Source organism: Pseudomonas atacamensis, from assembly GCF_017167965.1.
Taxonomy (GTDB): Bacteria; Pseudomonadota; Gammaproteobacteria; order Pseudomonadales; family Pseudomonadaceae; genus Aquipseudomonas; species Aquipseudomonas atacamensis.
In genome coordinates this window covers 1,609,037-1,625,916 of sequence record NZ_CP070503.1, presented here as the reverse complement: position 1 = coordinate 1,625,916, position 16,880 = coordinate 1,609,037, and the positions used below count along the sequence as shown (strand labels likewise).

The 16,880-nt window shown below is 52.2% G+C and carries 13 protein-coding genes; 2 read left to right on the top strand and 11 right to left on the bottom strand.

The window, feature by feature from the left end; genetic code table 11:
* Positions 1 to 83: 83 nt before the first annotated feature.
* The 6 genes from JWU58_RS07480 to acs form a co-directional block, all read right to left on the bottom strand.
* Positions 84 to 848, bottom strand: coding sequence for an ABC transporter ATP-binding protein (locus JWU58_RS07480; RefSeq protein WP_007912705.1), 765 nt, complete (start codon positions 846 to 848; stop codon positions 84 to 86).
* A gap of 27 nt (positions 849 to 875) precedes the next feature.
* On the bottom strand, positions 876 to 1,988 hold the full coding sequence (locus tag JWU58_RS07475; protein WP_206421705.1) for a succinylglutamate desuccinylase/aspartoacylase family protein: 1,113 nt from the start codon (positions 1,986 to 1,988) through the stop codon (positions 876 to 878).
* Position 1,989: 1 nt separating this feature from the next.
* Positions 1,990 to 2,688, bottom strand: a complete 699-nt coding sequence (locus JWU58_RS07470; protein WP_122507650.1) for an ABC transporter permease — start codon at positions 2,686 to 2,688, stop codon at positions 1,990 to 1,992.
* Positions 2,685 to 3,374 (bottom strand): ABC transporter permease, encoded by a 690-nt coding sequence (locus JWU58_RS07465; RefSeq protein WP_016773583.1) that lies wholly within the window; start codon positions 3,372 to 3,374, stop codon positions 2,685 to 2,687. Before JWU58_RS07465 ends, JWU58_RS07470 begins: the two co-directional genes overlap by 4 nt.
* Positions 3,375 to 3,465: 91 nt before the next feature.
* Positions 3,466 to 4,239, bottom strand: a complete 774-nt coding sequence (locus tag JWU58_RS07460) for an ABC transporter substrate-binding protein (RefSeq protein WP_024014020.1) — start codon at positions 4,237 to 4,239, stop codon at positions 3,466 to 3,468.
* A gap of 740 nt (positions 4,240 to 4,979) precedes the next feature.
* Complete coding sequence (gene acs / locus JWU58_RS07455) at positions 4,980 to 6,935, bottom strand: acetate--CoA ligase (protein ID WP_016773581.1); 1,956 nt, start codon at positions 6,933 to 6,935, stop codon at positions 4,980 to 4,982.
* A gap of 423 nt (positions 6,936 to 7,358) precedes the next feature.
* On the opposite strand from acs, the gene JWU58_RS07450 reads away from it, so the two are divergent.
* A complete protein-coding gene (locus tag JWU58_RS07450) occupies positions 7,359 to 7,619 on the top strand; it encodes a DUF2790 domain-containing protein (protein WP_016773580.1) in 261 nt (86 codons plus the stop codon).
* Between the two features lie 550 nt (positions 7,620 to 8,169).
* The gene (locus tag JWU58_RS07445) at positions 8,170 to 9,420 is read left to right on the top strand and encodes a ribonucleotide-diphosphate reductase subunit beta (protein WP_016773579.1); all 1,251 of its coding nucleotides are present in this window, start codon (positions 8,170 to 8,172) and stop codon (positions 9,418 to 9,420) included.
* Positions 9,421 to 9,662: 242 nt separating this feature from the next.
* Here JWU58_RS07445 and JWU58_RS07440 read toward each other — a convergent pair whose 3' ends face one another.
* Genes JWU58_RS07440 through JWU58_RS07420 form a run of 5 tightly spaced genes read right to left on the bottom strand, consistent with a single transcriptional unit; the run spans position 9,663 to position 16,780 of the window.
* A complete protein-coding gene (locus JWU58_RS07440) occupies positions 9,663 to 12,500 on the bottom strand; it encodes a Z1 domain-containing protein (protein WP_206421704.1) in 2,838 nt (945 codons plus the stop codon).
* Between the two features lie 37 nt (positions 12,501 to 12,537).
* On the bottom strand, positions 12,538 to 13,530 hold the full coding sequence (locus JWU58_RS07435; RefSeq protein WP_206421703.1) for a PD-(D/E)XK motif protein: 993 nt from the start codon (positions 13,528 to 13,530) through the stop codon (positions 12,538 to 12,540).
* Positions 13,527 to 15,041: an ATP-binding protein gene (locus JWU58_RS07430; protein WP_206421702.1), complete on the bottom strand. Its 1,515-nt coding sequence runs from the start codon at positions 15,039 to 15,041 to the stop codon at positions 13,527 to 13,529. The genes JWU58_RS07435 and JWU58_RS07430 overlap by 4 nt, the downstream gene beginning before the upstream one ends.
* 36 nt (positions 15,042 to 15,077) lie before the next feature.
* Positions 15,078 to 16,328, bottom strand: coding sequence for a type II restriction endonuclease (locus tag JWU58_RS07425; protein WP_206421701.1), 1,251 nt, complete (start codon positions 16,326 to 16,328; stop codon positions 15,078 to 15,080).
* The gene (locus tag JWU58_RS07420) at positions 16,289 to 16,780 is read right to left on the bottom strand and encodes a very short patch repair endonuclease (RefSeq protein ID WP_206421700.1); all 492 of its coding nucleotides are present in this window, start codon (positions 16,778 to 16,780) and stop codon (positions 16,289 to 16,291) included. The genes JWU58_RS07425 and JWU58_RS07420 overlap by 40 nt, the downstream gene beginning before the upstream one ends.
* Between the last annotated feature and the right edge of the window lie 100 nt (positions 16,781 to 16,880).

The window sequence follows — 16,880 nt, the reverse complement described above, 5'->3', positions numbered from 1 at the left end:
GCAGGCTCGCTCCCACAGGGGATCTGAGCCAGCCAGAAGATCGCGAAGCATGACCTAATCTGGTGCACAACGGCAGCCCTGATTTATTTCAGGCTGCCCGACAGGAACTGCTGCAAGCGTTCCGACTGCGGGTTGACCAGCACTTCGCGCGGGTTGCCGCTTTCTTCGACGACGCCTTTGTGCAGGAACACCAACTGGTTCGACACTTCACGGGCGAAGCCCATTTCGTGGGTCACCACGACCATGGTGCGGCCTTCCTGCGCCAGCGCCTGCATGACTTTCAGCACGTCGCCGACCAGTTCAGGATCGAGGGCCGAGGTCGGTTCGTCGAACAGCATCACTTCCGGTTCCATCGCCAGCGCCCGGGCGATCGCCACGCGCTGCTGCTCGCCGCCGGACATGTGCCCCGGGAACGCGTCTTTGCGATGGGCCACGCCAACCTTGTTCAGGTAGTACTCGGCTTTTTCCCGGGCTTCGTACTTGGGTACGCCGAGCACGTGCACCGGCGCTTCCATGATGTTTTCAATCGCGGTCATGTGCGACCACAGGTTGAAATGCTGGAACACCATCGACAGGCGCGAACGCATGCGTTGCAGCTGCTTCGGATCAGCGGCTTTCAGCGCGCCGTCCTTGTTCGCCACCAGTTTCAGCTCTTCGTTGTTGAGCAGAATCTTGCCGGCGTGCGGCTGCTCGAGCAGGTTGATGCAGCGCAGGAAAGTACTTTTGCCGGAGCCACTGGAGCCGATGATGCTGATCACATCGCCGGCGGCGGCTTTCAGGGACACGCCCTTGAGCACTTCGTGACTGCCATAGCGTTTATGCAGGTCTTGGACTTCAAGTTTGTACATGCGGTCGGTTCTCACAAAAACAGTCAGTCAGTCGTTGAGCAAGCGCCCGTGACGCAGCGCTTCGCGCCCCGCCACCTTGGCCAGCCAGAAACCGGGTTGGGCATAGCGCAGCCGTTCAATGGCAAACAGCACCCCGGACGTACCAGCACATACCGTGCTGACCCGATCGGACACAGGGTCGATCACTTGAAAAATCTCATCGCCCGCCTCGACCCATTCGCCGGGCCTGCGGGAAAAACTCACCACACCGGGGTGCGGCGCAAACAGCAATTCGGTGCCTTCGAACGGCATGCCTTCGCACGGTTCGAAGGCCGGGTCCGGCCACTCGCCGGTGATCAGGCCTTGCTCGGCAAGGAACGCCAGAATGCCTTCAGCATAAGCCTCGGCTTCGACGCGGCCGGTGTCGGCCTGACCGCCCAGCTCGATGGTCGTCGCCAGACACGCCAGCGGAATTTGCGCATCGGGAAACTGCCGCGACAGGCGCAGCCACGGCAACGAGCAGGCTTCATCGAACGAGCTGCCGCCGGAATCTTCCGCGAGCAAACCAACCTTGACGTTCAGGTGCGCCGACAGCGAACGCCACTGCGGCCAGTGCTGCGGCAGCGCGTACATGTGCAGCGCGGCTTCGGCATCGCAGTGCAAATCCAGCACCACATCGGCGGTGCAGGCGTGGCTGAGCAGCACACGCTGCATGCCCTGCAACTGGCTGCTCGCTTCAGGCAAGCCGGCCAAGTGGTCGGCCATTGCCTGGCGGATCAGGCGCACGTTGGCATGGGGATCATCACCGAGTTTTTCGCCCAGCGCCGCCGCGACCGGCGCGCTGAGCTCGACGAAATCACGGTTGAAATTCTTGCCGCTGCCCGCCTCGAAACGACCCTGGAAATTGCCTTGCAGCAATTGCCCGAGACCGATCGGATTGGCCACCGGCACCAGCTCGATCACGCCGTTGAGCAAGCCGTGCGCTTCGAGTTCGCCGAGGCGCTTTTTCAGCTCCCAGGCGGTGCGCATGCCCGGCAGTTCATCGGCGTGCAGGCTGGCCTGGATGTAGGCCTTGCGCTCGCCGCTGCCGAAACGGAAAACCGAAACCTTGCGCTCGCTGCCCAGGTGGCTCCACGGCAATACGCGGTCGATGCGTTGCATATCAGTGCTTCCGTGGCGCGAGGTAGCTCAACCAGCGACGCTCGGCCAGCTTGAACAGCTTGACCAGAATGAAGGTCAGGCACAGGTAGAACACGCCAGCGGTGATGTACGCCTCGAACGGCAGATAGAACTGCGCATTGACGGTACGTGCCGCGCCAGTGATGTCGATCAGGGTCACGATCGACGCCAGACTGGTGGTCTGCAGCATCATGATCACTTCGTTGCTGTACTGCGGCAGCGCGCGGCGCAGGGCCGACGGCAGCAGGATGCGCTTGTACAGTTTGAAGCGCGACATGCCCATGGCCTTGGCCGCTTCGATCTCACCGTTCGGCGTGGCCTTCAGGCTGCCGGCGATGATTTCTGCGGTGTAGGCGCTGGTGTTGACCGCAAACGCCAGGCAGGCACAGAACGTTGCGCTCGACAGCCACGGCCACAGGAAGCTTTCGCGTACCGCTTCGAACTGGGCCAGACCGTAGTAGATCAGGAACAGCTGCACCAGCATCGGCGTGCCACGAATCACGTAGGTGTACAGCCACGCGGCGCCGTTGACGAACGGGTTTTTCGAGACGCGCATCAGCCCCAGCGGCAACGCCGCGAGCAAGCCGAAGAACAGCGACAGCGCGAGCAGTTTGAGGGTGGTCAGCAGGCCGCCGAAGTACAGCGGCAGTGCCTCCCAGATGACGTTGTAGTCGAAGATCATAGATCAGCCGCCCTTACGCCTACCGAGTAGCGCTTCTCAAGGTGACGCAATGCCAGCAACGAAACACTGGTGATCACCAGGTACATCGCCGCCACTGCGAGGAAGAAGGTGAAAGGCTCGCGCGTGGCATCCGCCGCCTGCTTGGCCTTGAACATCATGTCTTGCAGACCGACCACGGAAATCAGCGCGGTGGCCTTGGTCAGTACCAGCCAGTTGTTGGTGAAGCCGGGAATCGCCAGACGAATCATCTGCGGCACCATCACCCGGAAGAACACCTGAAAACTGCTCATGCCGTACGCCATGCCCGCTTCGGCCTGGCCCTTGGGGATCGCCATGAACGCGCCACGGAAGGTTTCCGAGAGGTACGCACCGAAGATGAAACCGAGGGTGCCGATACCGGCGGCCAGCGGGTTCAGGTCGATGTAGTCGTCATAGCCGAGCATCGGCGCGACGCGGTTGAGCAAGTCCTGACCGCCGTAGAAGATCAGCAGGATCAGCACCAGATCGGGAATGCCGCGGATCACCGTCGAATACAGGTCGCCCAGCCACGCCAGCCAGCGCACCGGCGACAGGCGCAACGCGACACCGATCAGCCCGAGAACGATGGCCAGAGCCATGGACGACAAGGCGAGCTGAAGCGTCAGCCATGCGCCATCGAGGATGACAGCCCCGTAGCCTTTCAACATGATTCAGGTCCTCGAAAGTTGGGATGAAAAAATGGCGCAAACCGCAGAGATTCTGTTGCTTGCGCCATTTCGGACTTGTCGCAGAGACGTCTTACTTGCCGTAGATGTCGAAGGCGAAGTACTTGTCCTGAATTGCTTTGTATTTGCCGTTTTCGCGGATGGCCGCGATGGCAGTGTTGATCTTGTCTTTCAGGGCGTCGCCCTTGCGCACTGCGATACCTACGCCGTCGCCGAAGTATTTGACGTCGGTGAAGGCCGGGCCAACGAACGCGAAGCCTTTGCCGGCGTCGGTTTTCAGGAAACCGTCGTCCAGCAGGGTGGCGTCAGCCACGGTACCGTCGAGGCGACCGGCAGCCACGTCGAGGTAGATTTCGTTCTGCGAGCCGTACGGCTTGATCTCGGCGCCCAATGGAGCCAGAACTTCGCGGGCGAAACGCTCGTGGATCGAGCCACGCTGTACGCCGATGTTCTTGCCCTTCAGTTCAGCCAGACCTTCGCTGACCTGAGTGCCGGCCTTCATGACCAGACGCGCCGGAGTGTTGTAGTACTTGTTGGTGAAGTCGACCGACTTCTTGCGATCTTCGGTGATCGACATCGACGACAGGATGGCGTCGATCTTGCGCACTTTGAGAGCCGGGATCAGGCCGTCGAACTCTTGCTCGACCCACACGCACTTGACTTTCATTTCTTCGCACAGCGCGTTGCCGATGTCGTAGTCGAAACCGACGATGCTGCCGTCCGGTGCTTTCGAAGCGAATGGAGGGTAAGCCGCTTCGATGCCGATCTTCACAGGTTTTTCGTCAGCGACGGCATTCAGCGACAGCACGGACAGTGCCAGGGCGCCAAGCAGCACAAGTTTCTTCATCTTGGGACTCCATCGGTAAAGGGCAAAAACGGCAGAGTGAGCGACAGCCCAATATGCGAATGGGTGAATCGGAAATCGGTTGCGCATCGGCGGAAATTTCCCGTTGAAACCGCAGGCGATTTCAACGTCAGCCACGATGAGCGAGTGATCGGCATTCTAACGACAGGCCCGAAGCCGATATTTCTTCAATGCGACAACTAATTACAGATGCACCGAGAAAGCGGTTTGAGCTCATTGACAGCCCTGCAAATTCATGCAAGAGCGAAAGACAGTGAACCGATACATATTGCAAGTTGCGGGCCCATTATTCGCAAACCCTTCTAATCCGGCAAGCGCAGCGTTATGTCTTATTTTTCCGCGGGGCTTTGGCGGCTCTAAAACGGCGCACCGCGTTTCCCTTCGCCCCGGTTTGGCGCGGGCGGTTACACATTGGGTTGTGGCGGGTAACAGCGGGAAAGGTCTGACGGTGCAGATCGATAATTATTGGTTGAGTCGCTGATCGTTCCCACGCTCCGCGTGGGAACGCCTCCCTCGACGCTCTGCGTCGGCTTATGGGACGCAGAGCGTCCCTTGCTGCATTCCCACGCAGAGCGTGGGAACGATCAAAACATTTGAAATGCGCCCGTTTCCTTGTGGGAGCGAGCCTGCTCGCGAAGAGGCCAGCCCGATCGACACAAATCCACCAGACACAAAAAAGCCCCGCCCGGCATCACCGGACAGGGCTCCTATGTTTCTAACGCTTAAGCAACATTCATGGTCTTGTGCGTATCAATCAAATGCTGCACCACACCCGGATCCGCCAGGGTCGAGATATCGCCCAAGCCATCGTATTCCGCCGTGGCGATCTTGCGCAGGATGCGGCGCATGATCTTGCCCGAACGGGTCTTCGGCAGCCCCGGCGCCCACTGGATCACGTCCGGCGAAGCAATCGGGCCGATCTCCTTGCGCACCCAGTTCTTCAGCTCCAGGCGCAACTGCTCGGTCGGCTCCTCGCCATTCTTCAAGGTCACGTAGACATAGATGCCCTGCCCCTTGATGTCATGCGGCACACCCACCACCGCAGCTTCGGCAACTTTCGGATGCGCGACCATCGCGCTTTCGATCTCGGCGGTGCCCATGCGGTGGCCGGAGACGTTGAGCACATCGTCCACGCGCCCGGTGATCCAGTAGTAACCGTCGGCATCGCGACGTGCGCCGTCACCGGTGAAATACATGCCACGGAAGGTCTTGAAGTAGGTATCGACGAAACGATCGTGATCGCCGTACAGCGTACGCGCCTGGCCTGGCCACGAATCGAGAATCACCAGATTGCCCTCGGCCTCGCCCTCGATGATGTTGCCGAGGTTGTCGACCAGCGCCGGCACCACACCGAAGAACGGACGCGCCGCCGAACCCGGCTTCAGCGCGTGAGCACCCGGCAGCGGGCTCATCATGTTGCCGCCAGTCTCGGTCTGCCACCAGGTATCGACGATCGGGCAACGCGACTTGCCGACATTCTTGTAGTACCAGTCCCAGGCTTCCGGGTTGATCGGCTCACCGACCGAACCGAGCAGACGCAGGCTGCTGCCATCGGCGCCTTCCACGGCAGCCTGACCCGAGGCCATCATCGCGCGGATCGCGGTCGGCGCGGTGTAGAGGATGTTGACCTTGTGCTTGTCGATGATCTTCGCCACCCGGGTGATGTCCGGGTAGTTCGGCACACCTTCGAACAGCACGGTGGTCGCGCCGTTGGCCAGCGGGCCGTAGACGATGTAACTGTGGCCGGTGACCCAGCCGACGTCGGCGGTGCACCAGTAGATTTCGCCCGGACGGTAGTCGAACACGCGTTCGTGGGTCATCGCCGCATACAGCAGATAACCGCCGGTGGTGTGCTGCACGCCCTTCGGCTTGCCGGTGGAGCCGGAGGTATAAAGGATGAACAACGCTTCTTCGGCGCCCATCTCTTTCGGCGCGCAAACGGTGCCCGCGACCTTCATCAGGTCTTCGTACCAGATGTCGCGATGCTGGTTCCACTTGATGTCGCCACCGGTGCGCTTGCAGACGATGACTTTCTGGATGCTGCTGGTTTCCGGGTTGGTCAGCGCGTCGTCGACGTTGGCCTTGAGGGAAATCTTCTTGCCGGCACGGATGCCTTCGTCAGCAGTGATCACCACTTTCGAACGGCAATCGATGATGCGACCGGCCAGGGCTTCCGGCGAAAAACCGCCGAACACCACCGAGTGAATCGCGCCGATCCGGGTGCAGGCCAGCATGGCGACCACGGCTTCGGGAATCATCGGCATGTAAATGGTCACCACGTCGCCACGGTGCACGTCCTGACCACGCAGGGCGTTGGCCAGTTTGCACACTTGCTCGTGCAGTTCGCGGTAGGTGATGTTGCGGCTTTCGGAAGGATCGTCGCCTTCCCAGATGATCGCGACTTGATCGCCGCGCTCGGCCAGATGACGGTCGAGGCAGTTGTAGGAAACGTTCAGGGTGCCGTCGGCAAACCACTTGATGTCGACATGGTGATCGTCGAACGACGTCTGTTTCACCGTGGTGAAAGGCTTGATCCAGTCCAGACGCTTGGCTTGCTCGCGCCAGAAGCCGTCAGGGTTGACGACCGACTGCTGGTACATGGCTTTGTAGGTCGCCTCGTCAGTCAGCGTGTTTGCCAGAACCTCGGGACGAACGGGATACAGAGAAGCCGCACTCATCTTTCCTACCTCGGTGTAATAGTTGTTTTTGTATGACCCCGTTGTAGCCGGGTGGGGGCCATAGAACCATTCGACGATGGTAGTAACAAGCCCCTACAAAATGTCCGCATTCCATGTGGGAGCTGGCTTGCCAGCGATGCAGTCAACGCGGTCCGTCAGGCAAATCCCATCCGGCCAGACACCAAGACCTCAATCGATTGTTACCAAATCTATCAAAAGTGTTTATCAAAACCGCCCCTGTTTACCGACACCCCACCGCCCTAAAATTCACCTCGCCAACAAGGCAACCGCGATTAACAACGTTACAGCCCCCACGAAGGCCGTTAATCCAGCTCTCCAAGTAACGCATCAAATACTCAAGCTCCACACGCAACCCTAAAAAGGTTGCGTGACCCCACTCGACCTCAAAAAGGTGAATTAGAAATGAAAGCTTTATTGGTTCTGGCCCTCAGCAGTCTGTGCGCAACCGCAATGGCAGACGAGGTCCCGACTGATGTCGCACAGCAACAACCGGTCATCGAGGAATACACTTACTCCACACATCTGGACATCGCCAAAGTTGTATCGATGAGCGAAATTCCAAATGTCTGCGAAGTAGTACCGGCAAAAATGGAATACGACGACTCCAAAGGCCAACGCCACATCCTGCGCTACAGCATCATGGGCAACGGCTGCACGAACTGAATCAGACTGCACCGAATCGGATCGCTCAGCGCTACATTGAGGGTCGATTCCAGCCCGGCTTCGGTCGGGCTCAGTTGTGTCTGGAGCCGTGAAAAACGCTTGCAAAACACTAGATATAGTGAAAAACCTACTTTTCTGGCTATTTTTTAAACAAAAAACCACCTGCCAAAAAATTAACGAAAAAAAATCTGCTCGGGTCGATTCCGCGCAAAGCCCTGTAATCCCTCGGTCGGACCGAAATCCACCCCCTCCTCGGCCTCGCCATGAGCCGATTCGCCGCACCACGCCGGTAAAAATTTCCCTATAATGCCGCCCTATACGGGTCAGCAATATTCCCTTACAGGGAGCAACAGCCATTCTGAAGCCCCGCAACAGTGCCCGACGCTGATTGCGCCCATCAGAGGCTCTCGGAACCCGTCAAAATTTCTGTTTATTTGCCTGCGTGCAGCGCTGCAAAAAACGACATCCAACGCGGCTTGTTTGGCCGTGTGAAAAACCAACCCTTCAGGTTTCACACGGGCACAAGCCCTCACGCAGGAGACGACACGTCATGCTGAGCTGGGACGAATTCGATAAAGAAGACAGTGAAGTCGCAACCGTGAAAGGCGCCAACGCCGGCCACGCAAGCGAAGCCAACATGGACCGCCTCGACAACGCCGGCGGTGCCGCAGCGCTGGAAGCCCGCGCCGTCACCGCCGACGACTCGGCCGCCGTGGCCCGCGCCAAGGCTGCACTGAACTCCCTCGACGTCGCCGAAGGCCTCGCCGAACTCGAAGGCGCCTCCGCCCGTGTCGCCGTTGACGAAAAGCGCATGATCAACTGCCGCGCCGACCTCAACCAACTCGTACCTTTCAAGTACGACTGGGCCTGGCAGAAGTATCTGGACGGTTGCGCAAACCACTGGATGCCGCAAGAAGTCAACATGACCGCCGACATCGCCCTCTGGAAAAACCCGGAAGGCCTGACCGACGACGAGCGCCGCATCGTCATGCGCAACCTCGGCTTCTTCTCCACCGCCGACTCCCTGGTTGCCAACAACCTGGTCCTGGCCGTGTACCGTTTGATCACCAACCCGGAATGCCGCCAGTACATCCTGCGCCAGGCTTTCGAAGAAGCGATCCACACCCACGCCTACCAGTACTGCATCGAATCGCTGGCCATGGATGAAGGCGAAATCTTCAACATGTACCACGAGATCCCATCGGTCGCGAAGAAAGCGGCCTGGGGCCTGAAGTACACCCGCTCGATCTCCGATCCGAAGTTCGAAACCGGCACCCCGGAAACCGACAAAGAGTTGCTGCGCAACCTGATCGCCTACTACTGCGTTCTGGAAGGCATCTTCTTCTACTGCGGCTTCACCCAAATCCTCTCCATGGGCCGCCGCAACAAAATGACCGGCGTCGCCGAGCAGTTCCAATACATCCTGCGCGACGAATCCATGCACCTGAACTTCGGCATCGACGTGATCAACCAGATCAAAATCGAAAACCCACACCTGTGGGACGCCGAAATGAAAGAAGAAGCGACCCAGATGATCCTGCAAGGCACGCAGCTGGAGATCGAATACGCCCGTGACACCATGCCTCGCGGCGTACTGGGCATGAACGCGGCGATGATGGAGGACTACCTGAAGTTCATCGCTAACCGTCGTTTGAGCCAGATTGGTTTGAAGGAAGAGTACCCAGGGACGACTAACCCGTTCCCTTGGATGAGCGAGATTATGGACTTGAAGAAAGAGAAGAATTTCTTTGAGACGCGCGTGATCGAATACCAAACTGGTGGAGCTCTGAGCTGGGATTGATCTTCGAGGCAAAGCCCTTCATTGATCAATACCCGAAACTAAGCGTGAAAGAGCCCTGAACCATTCAGGGCTTTTTTATGAGCATGTGCTTTATAAATTAAAAAATTAATACTTTACCTATTGGCAAGAAATATATTTGAAAGAGAATCTAGAAAATACCATCCCCAAAATAAAACGTGTTGCAGCTATAGCTGCGAAAGTGCCACGCAGTGTAAAAAACGCACTGCGCGAGGCACATAAAACTAGCAGCTAATCTCAACCGTTAAATCTTCTGGCTTATCCGCGACTTTTACGCCAAAACGAATCTTTGCTTCAATGTCATTATGTGGAAACTGGAGCGCAAAGCCAGGGGTAATATTAGTAGCAGAATTGTTTTTATCAATTGTAGGATAGAACAAAAATACCCCCTGTTTAGAAGAGCGTAATTCTTGAGTAACTGAGTTATTCGATTTTCCTTCACCGAGGCCGCATAGGTATTTGGCGATATATCGATGCCAGCTTTCAGAATAAGCATTAAACCTCTCCGAACCTCCCTCCACGCGAGAGCGTCTATACGAGTTAAAATTCTGACCTAGAATTTTATATGCAACGCTATTTTTTGGCCCTTCTATATAAAGAAAAAGCCACTGCTCAACATTTGTCTTATTCGCTTTATCCTCAAGAAACTCGATCTCCCTTTCCAGAACGCCTTGTGCAGACCACTTGTACGCTTTCAAAAAATTGACCATGTCCGTTGATGAGAGAGTAGCCCACCTAGACTTATAATCTTTATTTCCTTCGTCAGAGGTTGAGATAGATAGCACTCCTTCCCCAAAGCCAGATTTGGCATTTGCGAGAAGCCGTTCGAGTAAAACTTGGTTATATTTGACATGAGAGGAATTCGTTGGTGCTAGCGTCGACTCTTTCCATTCCTCTGAGAAATTCTTGAAAGTCACAACGGCATTATACATTTTGTTAGTCGCTGTTGGGCGTAGCAAGTGCGATGGTACGAGCGGAGGAACTTGAATTGGAAGTACGGGAATTCCGGTTTTGGGATTAGCGTATCTCTTCAGTTCAGAGCGAAATTCCATTTCGTCACGACAAACTGCTTCAAATGCTTCATAAAGATCAATAGTACCTTTACCAGCTACTTCTTCACGCCCGATATAAAGCCTAACCAAATCGCGATAGCCATCGCGAAATCCAAACCAACGTCCCATTTGCATCAATGCATCTGCTGCCGCTGCACGACGTCGGTAGTAACTAATTGTCAATCCTTCGATTGTATACCCCCGAGAAAGCTTGGCCCCGCCGACGATAATTTTCCAGATACTATCACTTTCAAAATCTGGGTTATCGTTAGCCTCACCATTTACCACAAGTACTTTTTTTGAACCTTCTGACAATCGACTCCAGCAATCTCCCAGAAATGGTTTGATTTGACTAAAGCTTTTCGGTGCTGGGTAACCGTCTTCATCACTGCAAAACTTAGAATAGTCAGAGCCCCACAAAGACTCAAGACGCCCCCAAGCACTGCCCGACATATATCCTCCCTTACTAAGGCAGCGCTCTACCTCTCCCGCTATTGCATCATGATGCTTCGTTAAGTGTGATACGTGCACAAGCATCGTATGGTGCCGGTAATTTTTTGAGAGCGCCGGATCAATACTTTGCCGAAATAACTTTACGGCACCACTAAGGATAAAAGAATCTATAGCTCGTGGTAAATTTTCAGCGGATACATCATCACCTACTACATCACGCACATAGGCTTTTTCATTCGGCCCAGCGACACTTTTGTCAATGCGATCCAGATCATGAAAATCGGCGACGCCCATGTAGTTTTTAGGTCGCGACAAGCTAATAATGAAATCACGAGGGAAAAGATTTTCTTCGTTATCAGGATCGATAAAAACATTAGCAAAAGGAGTTGCAGTATAACCAACGTATTGAGCTCGCGGCAATTGCTGCAAGAGCGAAACAATTGCGGAGTTAGTAGCAGTTCGCTCCTCCACTTCCTTTCTAGTTGGCTTCTTGGTATTGACCGAAGCCTGATCCGATTCATCATCAATAATTAAAGTTGGAATATCTGCCAACCTTGACTTAATCGAATCAAGATCATCCGCTACTTTTTTCAGTACGGCGGGGACCTTCTTTACAACTAGCAACCTAACATCTTCAACATGAAGGTTATCGGGATGATTGAATGGCTTAGTTTTATCCGCCCTACGAAACTCTAAAGATTGAATACCTTGCCTCAACCGCTGATAGTCACCGCTTATATTTGTAAGGCGATGCCAGTCGAATCCTCCAAAGTCAGAGGGCAAACTTCCATGATCAATAAAACTATGAAGATCAGATGCATAACCAACCTCATCTTCAGCAGTAATAAACGGCTTACCAATTAACTCGCGATCGATCCGACGCTGTGTTTGGGCGCGTAGAATATTCATCGTGCCCGCAAGTACAATTATTAGCCGATACCCTGCATCTGCCGCTCGAGCAACAACACCAGTGAAATTCGCAGTTTTACCGCTCTGCACATAACCAACTACTAGTCCCTTTACGGGAAAAATCTCGTTCGCCTCTGGGTCTGATAGTCTTTCGGTTACTAATCTGGTACTTTCCTCCAAATCACTTACTTGATCTTGACTCCACCCCTTGCGCTCCCTTAAATATTTGGAATAAGCATCGCGGTAGAATGATCGACTCTGTTGTCTATCGGAATCGTACCAAGGCTTATGCTCTTGTGCGATAACAATCGGAGCTTCATAGGCAAGATTGGGTGGAAACCTATCATTAAATATCTGAATTAATTCATCATCAAGCTTCAGCAGATTGTAAATTAGCACCCGTCGCTCCCTTGTATTTTTAGGAGTTGTTGTTATCCACGCCGCTGCAGATTCATAATCCCAGAAACTGAGCTTTCTACTGAACAGGATAAATACAGGTGCGGATGATGGAATGGAACTTATGTACTCTTTAAAAATCGACTCAACTGACTCTTCCGCCTCAGAATTAAAATTGAGTGCCAATATCAAGTTTTTTGGCGCGCTAGCCATACCACCCAAAGTATCAGTTATTACACTTATCAGATTCATATTTTATCTTCCTTAATAAAAGCTAAACGAACTGAGACTACATTTCAAACAGGAGAGAATAACTTGGCATCCCCTCTCGAAATCCGAGACCTTCAAAATCCGCAAAATACCGAATATCTTTTATCCTTTCACGATGAGGTACATCAGATAATAAATCATCATTAAGTTTCGGACACCGTTCGTCCACGGGTATAACCAACGGTGAGTTCACTAATTGTAGTCGCTTAGGATAGAACGAAGAATGTTCTGGGCGATAGCTAAAGTATTCTCGCAAAATTATATCTAGCTTTAGTCTCACATCATTGCCCAGAAGATCTCTAGTTAGATAAATATCCTCAGAAAGTGTAGTGCCAGAATTGAGACCGGAGGGTGCAAACCTTAGTGAAAACACAAACAGATCATGTTCCAAGGATGGTTGCAACTGTGAAAACCCGTTGATGATATGAGCATGCCTTGGCCCACTAGTCGCTTTTACTTCAAACTCTTTCTTTCCAAAGCGAAAATCATGAGGCTGCCTCTGCGGACCAACCCATGCGCTGAGCGCTTCATCGCCAAGTTTTTTAATGAGAATTCGAAGAAAGTATAGCTCTCCGCGCAACCCTAGCTGCACCTCTTCACTAAGGCTTGTACGAGTCCTCAGTAGCTCCCGCCACCCCTCAAGAGTTTCCTCAACAGCAGCTATGGGTAAAACTCCATTCAACTGTATCTTATCCGCAACAGAAACGAAAAAACTATACATTTCCTGGTAAAGCGAAAGAGTACTTGTACGAACTTCCAACATGACTCCTTCCAGCGTATGTACCATTGCTATTTTAATTTCTTCTAGAGGCGACTCTTTTGGTTTCACAACGCCATAGCAATGTACTCTCAACGCCAGCTCTTTACCGAACTCCGAAACCCAGATATCTACTGCGGGGGAGAGGCCATCGATGGAAGGAATACGGTGGACGAATGGAATTCCATTTTGGATTCGCACACGCAAATCTTCCCACCCGATGTGCCGGGAGCCTTGTTGAGCTATCGGACTCATTCAGTCATCCTCGAATTTTCTTCATTCACTGCCAGCATCAGGAGCTCATTAATCTCTTCAAGTCGCGCAGTGAAACGCTTACTTTCACGCTCTCTTAATAGATCATCGCGAAGCAGCAAAAAAAGTAGAATTTTTATAGTCGGAGCATCGTTTAGGCTAGCGGATGTTCCTTTTAATAAAACTTGCCGATACATAGCATTGAGTACAACATTACAAGCTGAACGATCAATCCTAAAAAATCTATCTTCCGGCAACTTAGCCCAGACAATATTTACTTCAGTTCTCGGTGATTTTTGGCCAGCAAGGTAAGTTGAAGCTTTCCTTCTAACTGCAACACCAAATCCCCTGCCAGGTACGGGAATAAAAACTCTGTCAACGTCGACAGTTTTTCTATAAACATCTTCCGCGCATCTTAAATATTGATCCATGGCCCCATCTTTTGAGACTAGTGCCATCCTAAAATAATCAGGTACATCAAGCGCAGACTTTTGCACATTAAGACGAAATTCGGCGTCAAACTCTTGTGAAAGTTCAACTTCAACACGGGCCAAAGATAGATGATGGTCTGCGTTATTTTCCCTCCAGCCATTCCACCCCCCTGCCTGAATTAGCCGCCCATTCCTGTAAAAATAAAAGCCTTGCCGCGTGGCAACATTTGTACCGCCTAATAAATACCCACTACTAATTTGATTAGGCGGCCAGATATGTGCGATGCAGTTTATTGTCTGAAGCTCGGTGACGTGTAAAGACACCTGTAAAGGGTAGTTCTTTTCACCCGTAATGGGATAGCTGAACGGGTTAAGACTTCCAACCGTAACGACAAAACCTTGGCCACCGTCAAGCATATTTGACGCATCAATGTAAAGCTTTACGCCTGCATCAATAAATCGATGGAAAACCAAACCAAGATGAACACTCAGTTTTTTTTGCAATCGCTGCAAGACCACTTCTAGCGACTTACTTTGGATAAGTGCATGGTCAAGCTCATCAATTATGACGAGAGTGCCGCTACCACCGATTGCAAACGGCCACTGGATTTCGGCCATCCACATTGCAGCTCCTTCAGAGTCGAGCAACTCACAGTTCCATCCAGCCGCTATCGATTTTGTGGTCCAGCGGCACGAAACGACCTGCTCCGCCTGTTTTGAAATTACAGTTAAACTCCGGCCTTGACTTAACGCGGCGGTCTTCAACCCCATTCCAAATTTTCCCAATGCTTGAGGGCTGCGTTCGCGGGTAGAACCGAACTGCATAGCTGAAAGAAGCTCTTCATTACTCATCCCCAATCCATCGTCGGCAAGTACTATACGTTTAATCTCCGACCCATCATGAACAAAGCGAATGAGTATATTCGTCGCACTTGCATCGATCGAATTATCGACCAAATCTGCAATTGCCTCTTCAATTTTATAACCGATACGAGACAACGCATCTGTGACTTTCCCTGCATGTGGCTGAATCGGTACAGTAGTAACAACTTTTAGTCCATTAATTGATGTTCTCGCACTCACTATCCGACTCCACTTAAAATCGAAAAAACCTCTATTTTATAAATTCTGCATTTTCGCAAAACCTATAAAACTCTCTAGCGACATTAACCAATCACGCTGAGCGATAGAGTAGGTCGCCTGAATATCCTGAGGAACTACAAGTCGTAACCCACGTGACTTCATCTCCATCGTTTGACTGTCGCTAATTGCAGCCTCCAGAGTAATCAGATGTTTTTCAGAAACACGATTAGCCTCACTCAACACCTGCCTCCATCGGTCTTTACAAGTTGTTTTCGCGCCGGCCATAACTAATTTTCCTGCGGGAAATGAATAATCGTGATACTCCGCAAAACCAGGAAAAATAAAATCAGGCTTAGAATTATTTTCTGTTATCAATCCTTTGCCTCGTCCCCGCTGGAAGCGCAAACCATTTAAAAGAAAAATCTCTTCTAAGTGGCTTTCAAATGCGTGACCCACTCTAGATTTTCTTCGATTCTGAACGCTCAGGGAGAAACTAATAAATTCTTCAACGTCGTCCCCAAACTCGCCAAAACCAATCGCAAGCTTCTGTTGAACTAGGTGCCGTTCGTAGATCCGAAAAAGTTTTTCTTCATGCTCCATCCAAGAAAGAACCGCTTTATCTGGACAACTTATAGGATCGATCTCTTGCCCAATAGTTTTTCTAGCATAGTTAGAAAATAGTGATGTACTAGGAAACTTAGTACCGCCGAACGAATTGATTAACTTTTCAAGCCAAACATCATCATCCCTTTCACACTGACTTACTTCAATTCCTAAATCTTCAAGCATGAGCCTGAGTGGCAGAAGAAGCTGTACAGAATCTAAAGTTCCTGCGGTAAACTTTTCATCAACGTCATGAAGACCAAAGAGAAGCCTGAGTTGACTTTCAACCGATGTACCTGCTGGAGTGAAGATCATTAGTAACGACCCGTCCCGCATTTTTGCCACAAGCAGAAAATCGCCTTCGTCGATTAACTCAGTTACTGCGCTTTTATTATAATAAAGTCGGAACTCTGAACTACGATGTGGTTGTTTTCTCCGACAGTCGTACCAAGTAACAAACCCATCGCAGAAATCTGGTGCTACAGACTCATCCGTAACGTAGATCTGCTTCGCGTTGAATCGATACTCCTCATTTTTGCCTGGCGCACCTAAATATTGTTTAAATCCGGCGGCTGGAAGGCCTCCTATTTCGTGTTGGTTGGAGGAGCCTGGATCAGCATCCACGGCGCTCAAATATTTGGCAGCTACGCCTTCGAAATAGTCACTGATACGGTCGGTGAACATACGGTTTCATCTATCTGTAAATATTCATTACCGTTTATCAGCCACTCTGCTATCTGGTCAATCAATACCATAGATTTTTTTTTGTCCATTGACCTAATTGCACATTCCCAAACGATGAGCACTCGCCAACCATCGCTCAAGAGTGCAATTTCCTGAAATCTGTCTCTGGTTCGATTTTTTTCGATTTTTTCCATCCAGAAATCGGGACGCGTCCGGGGTATTTTGAAGTATCGACAGGTATGTCCATGCCAGAAGCAGCCGTGGACGAACACCACAGCTTTGTATTTAGGTAAAACCAGATCAGGTTTACCGGGGAGATTATTGACGTGAATGCGGTAGCGAAACCCACGGGCATGCAAAGCCCTGCGAATCGAAACCTCTGGCTTGGTATTTTTGCCTTTAATGCCAGACATCATTCGAGATCGGGTTACGGCATCTACAACATCGACCAAGCCTCACCTCCATGCACTCGATAGCTCAGCTCCTTTGTATACCCATAGCGACTTCAAGCTCAAGGTTCGCTTTGAGCTATCTAGTGCATTGATGGATGGA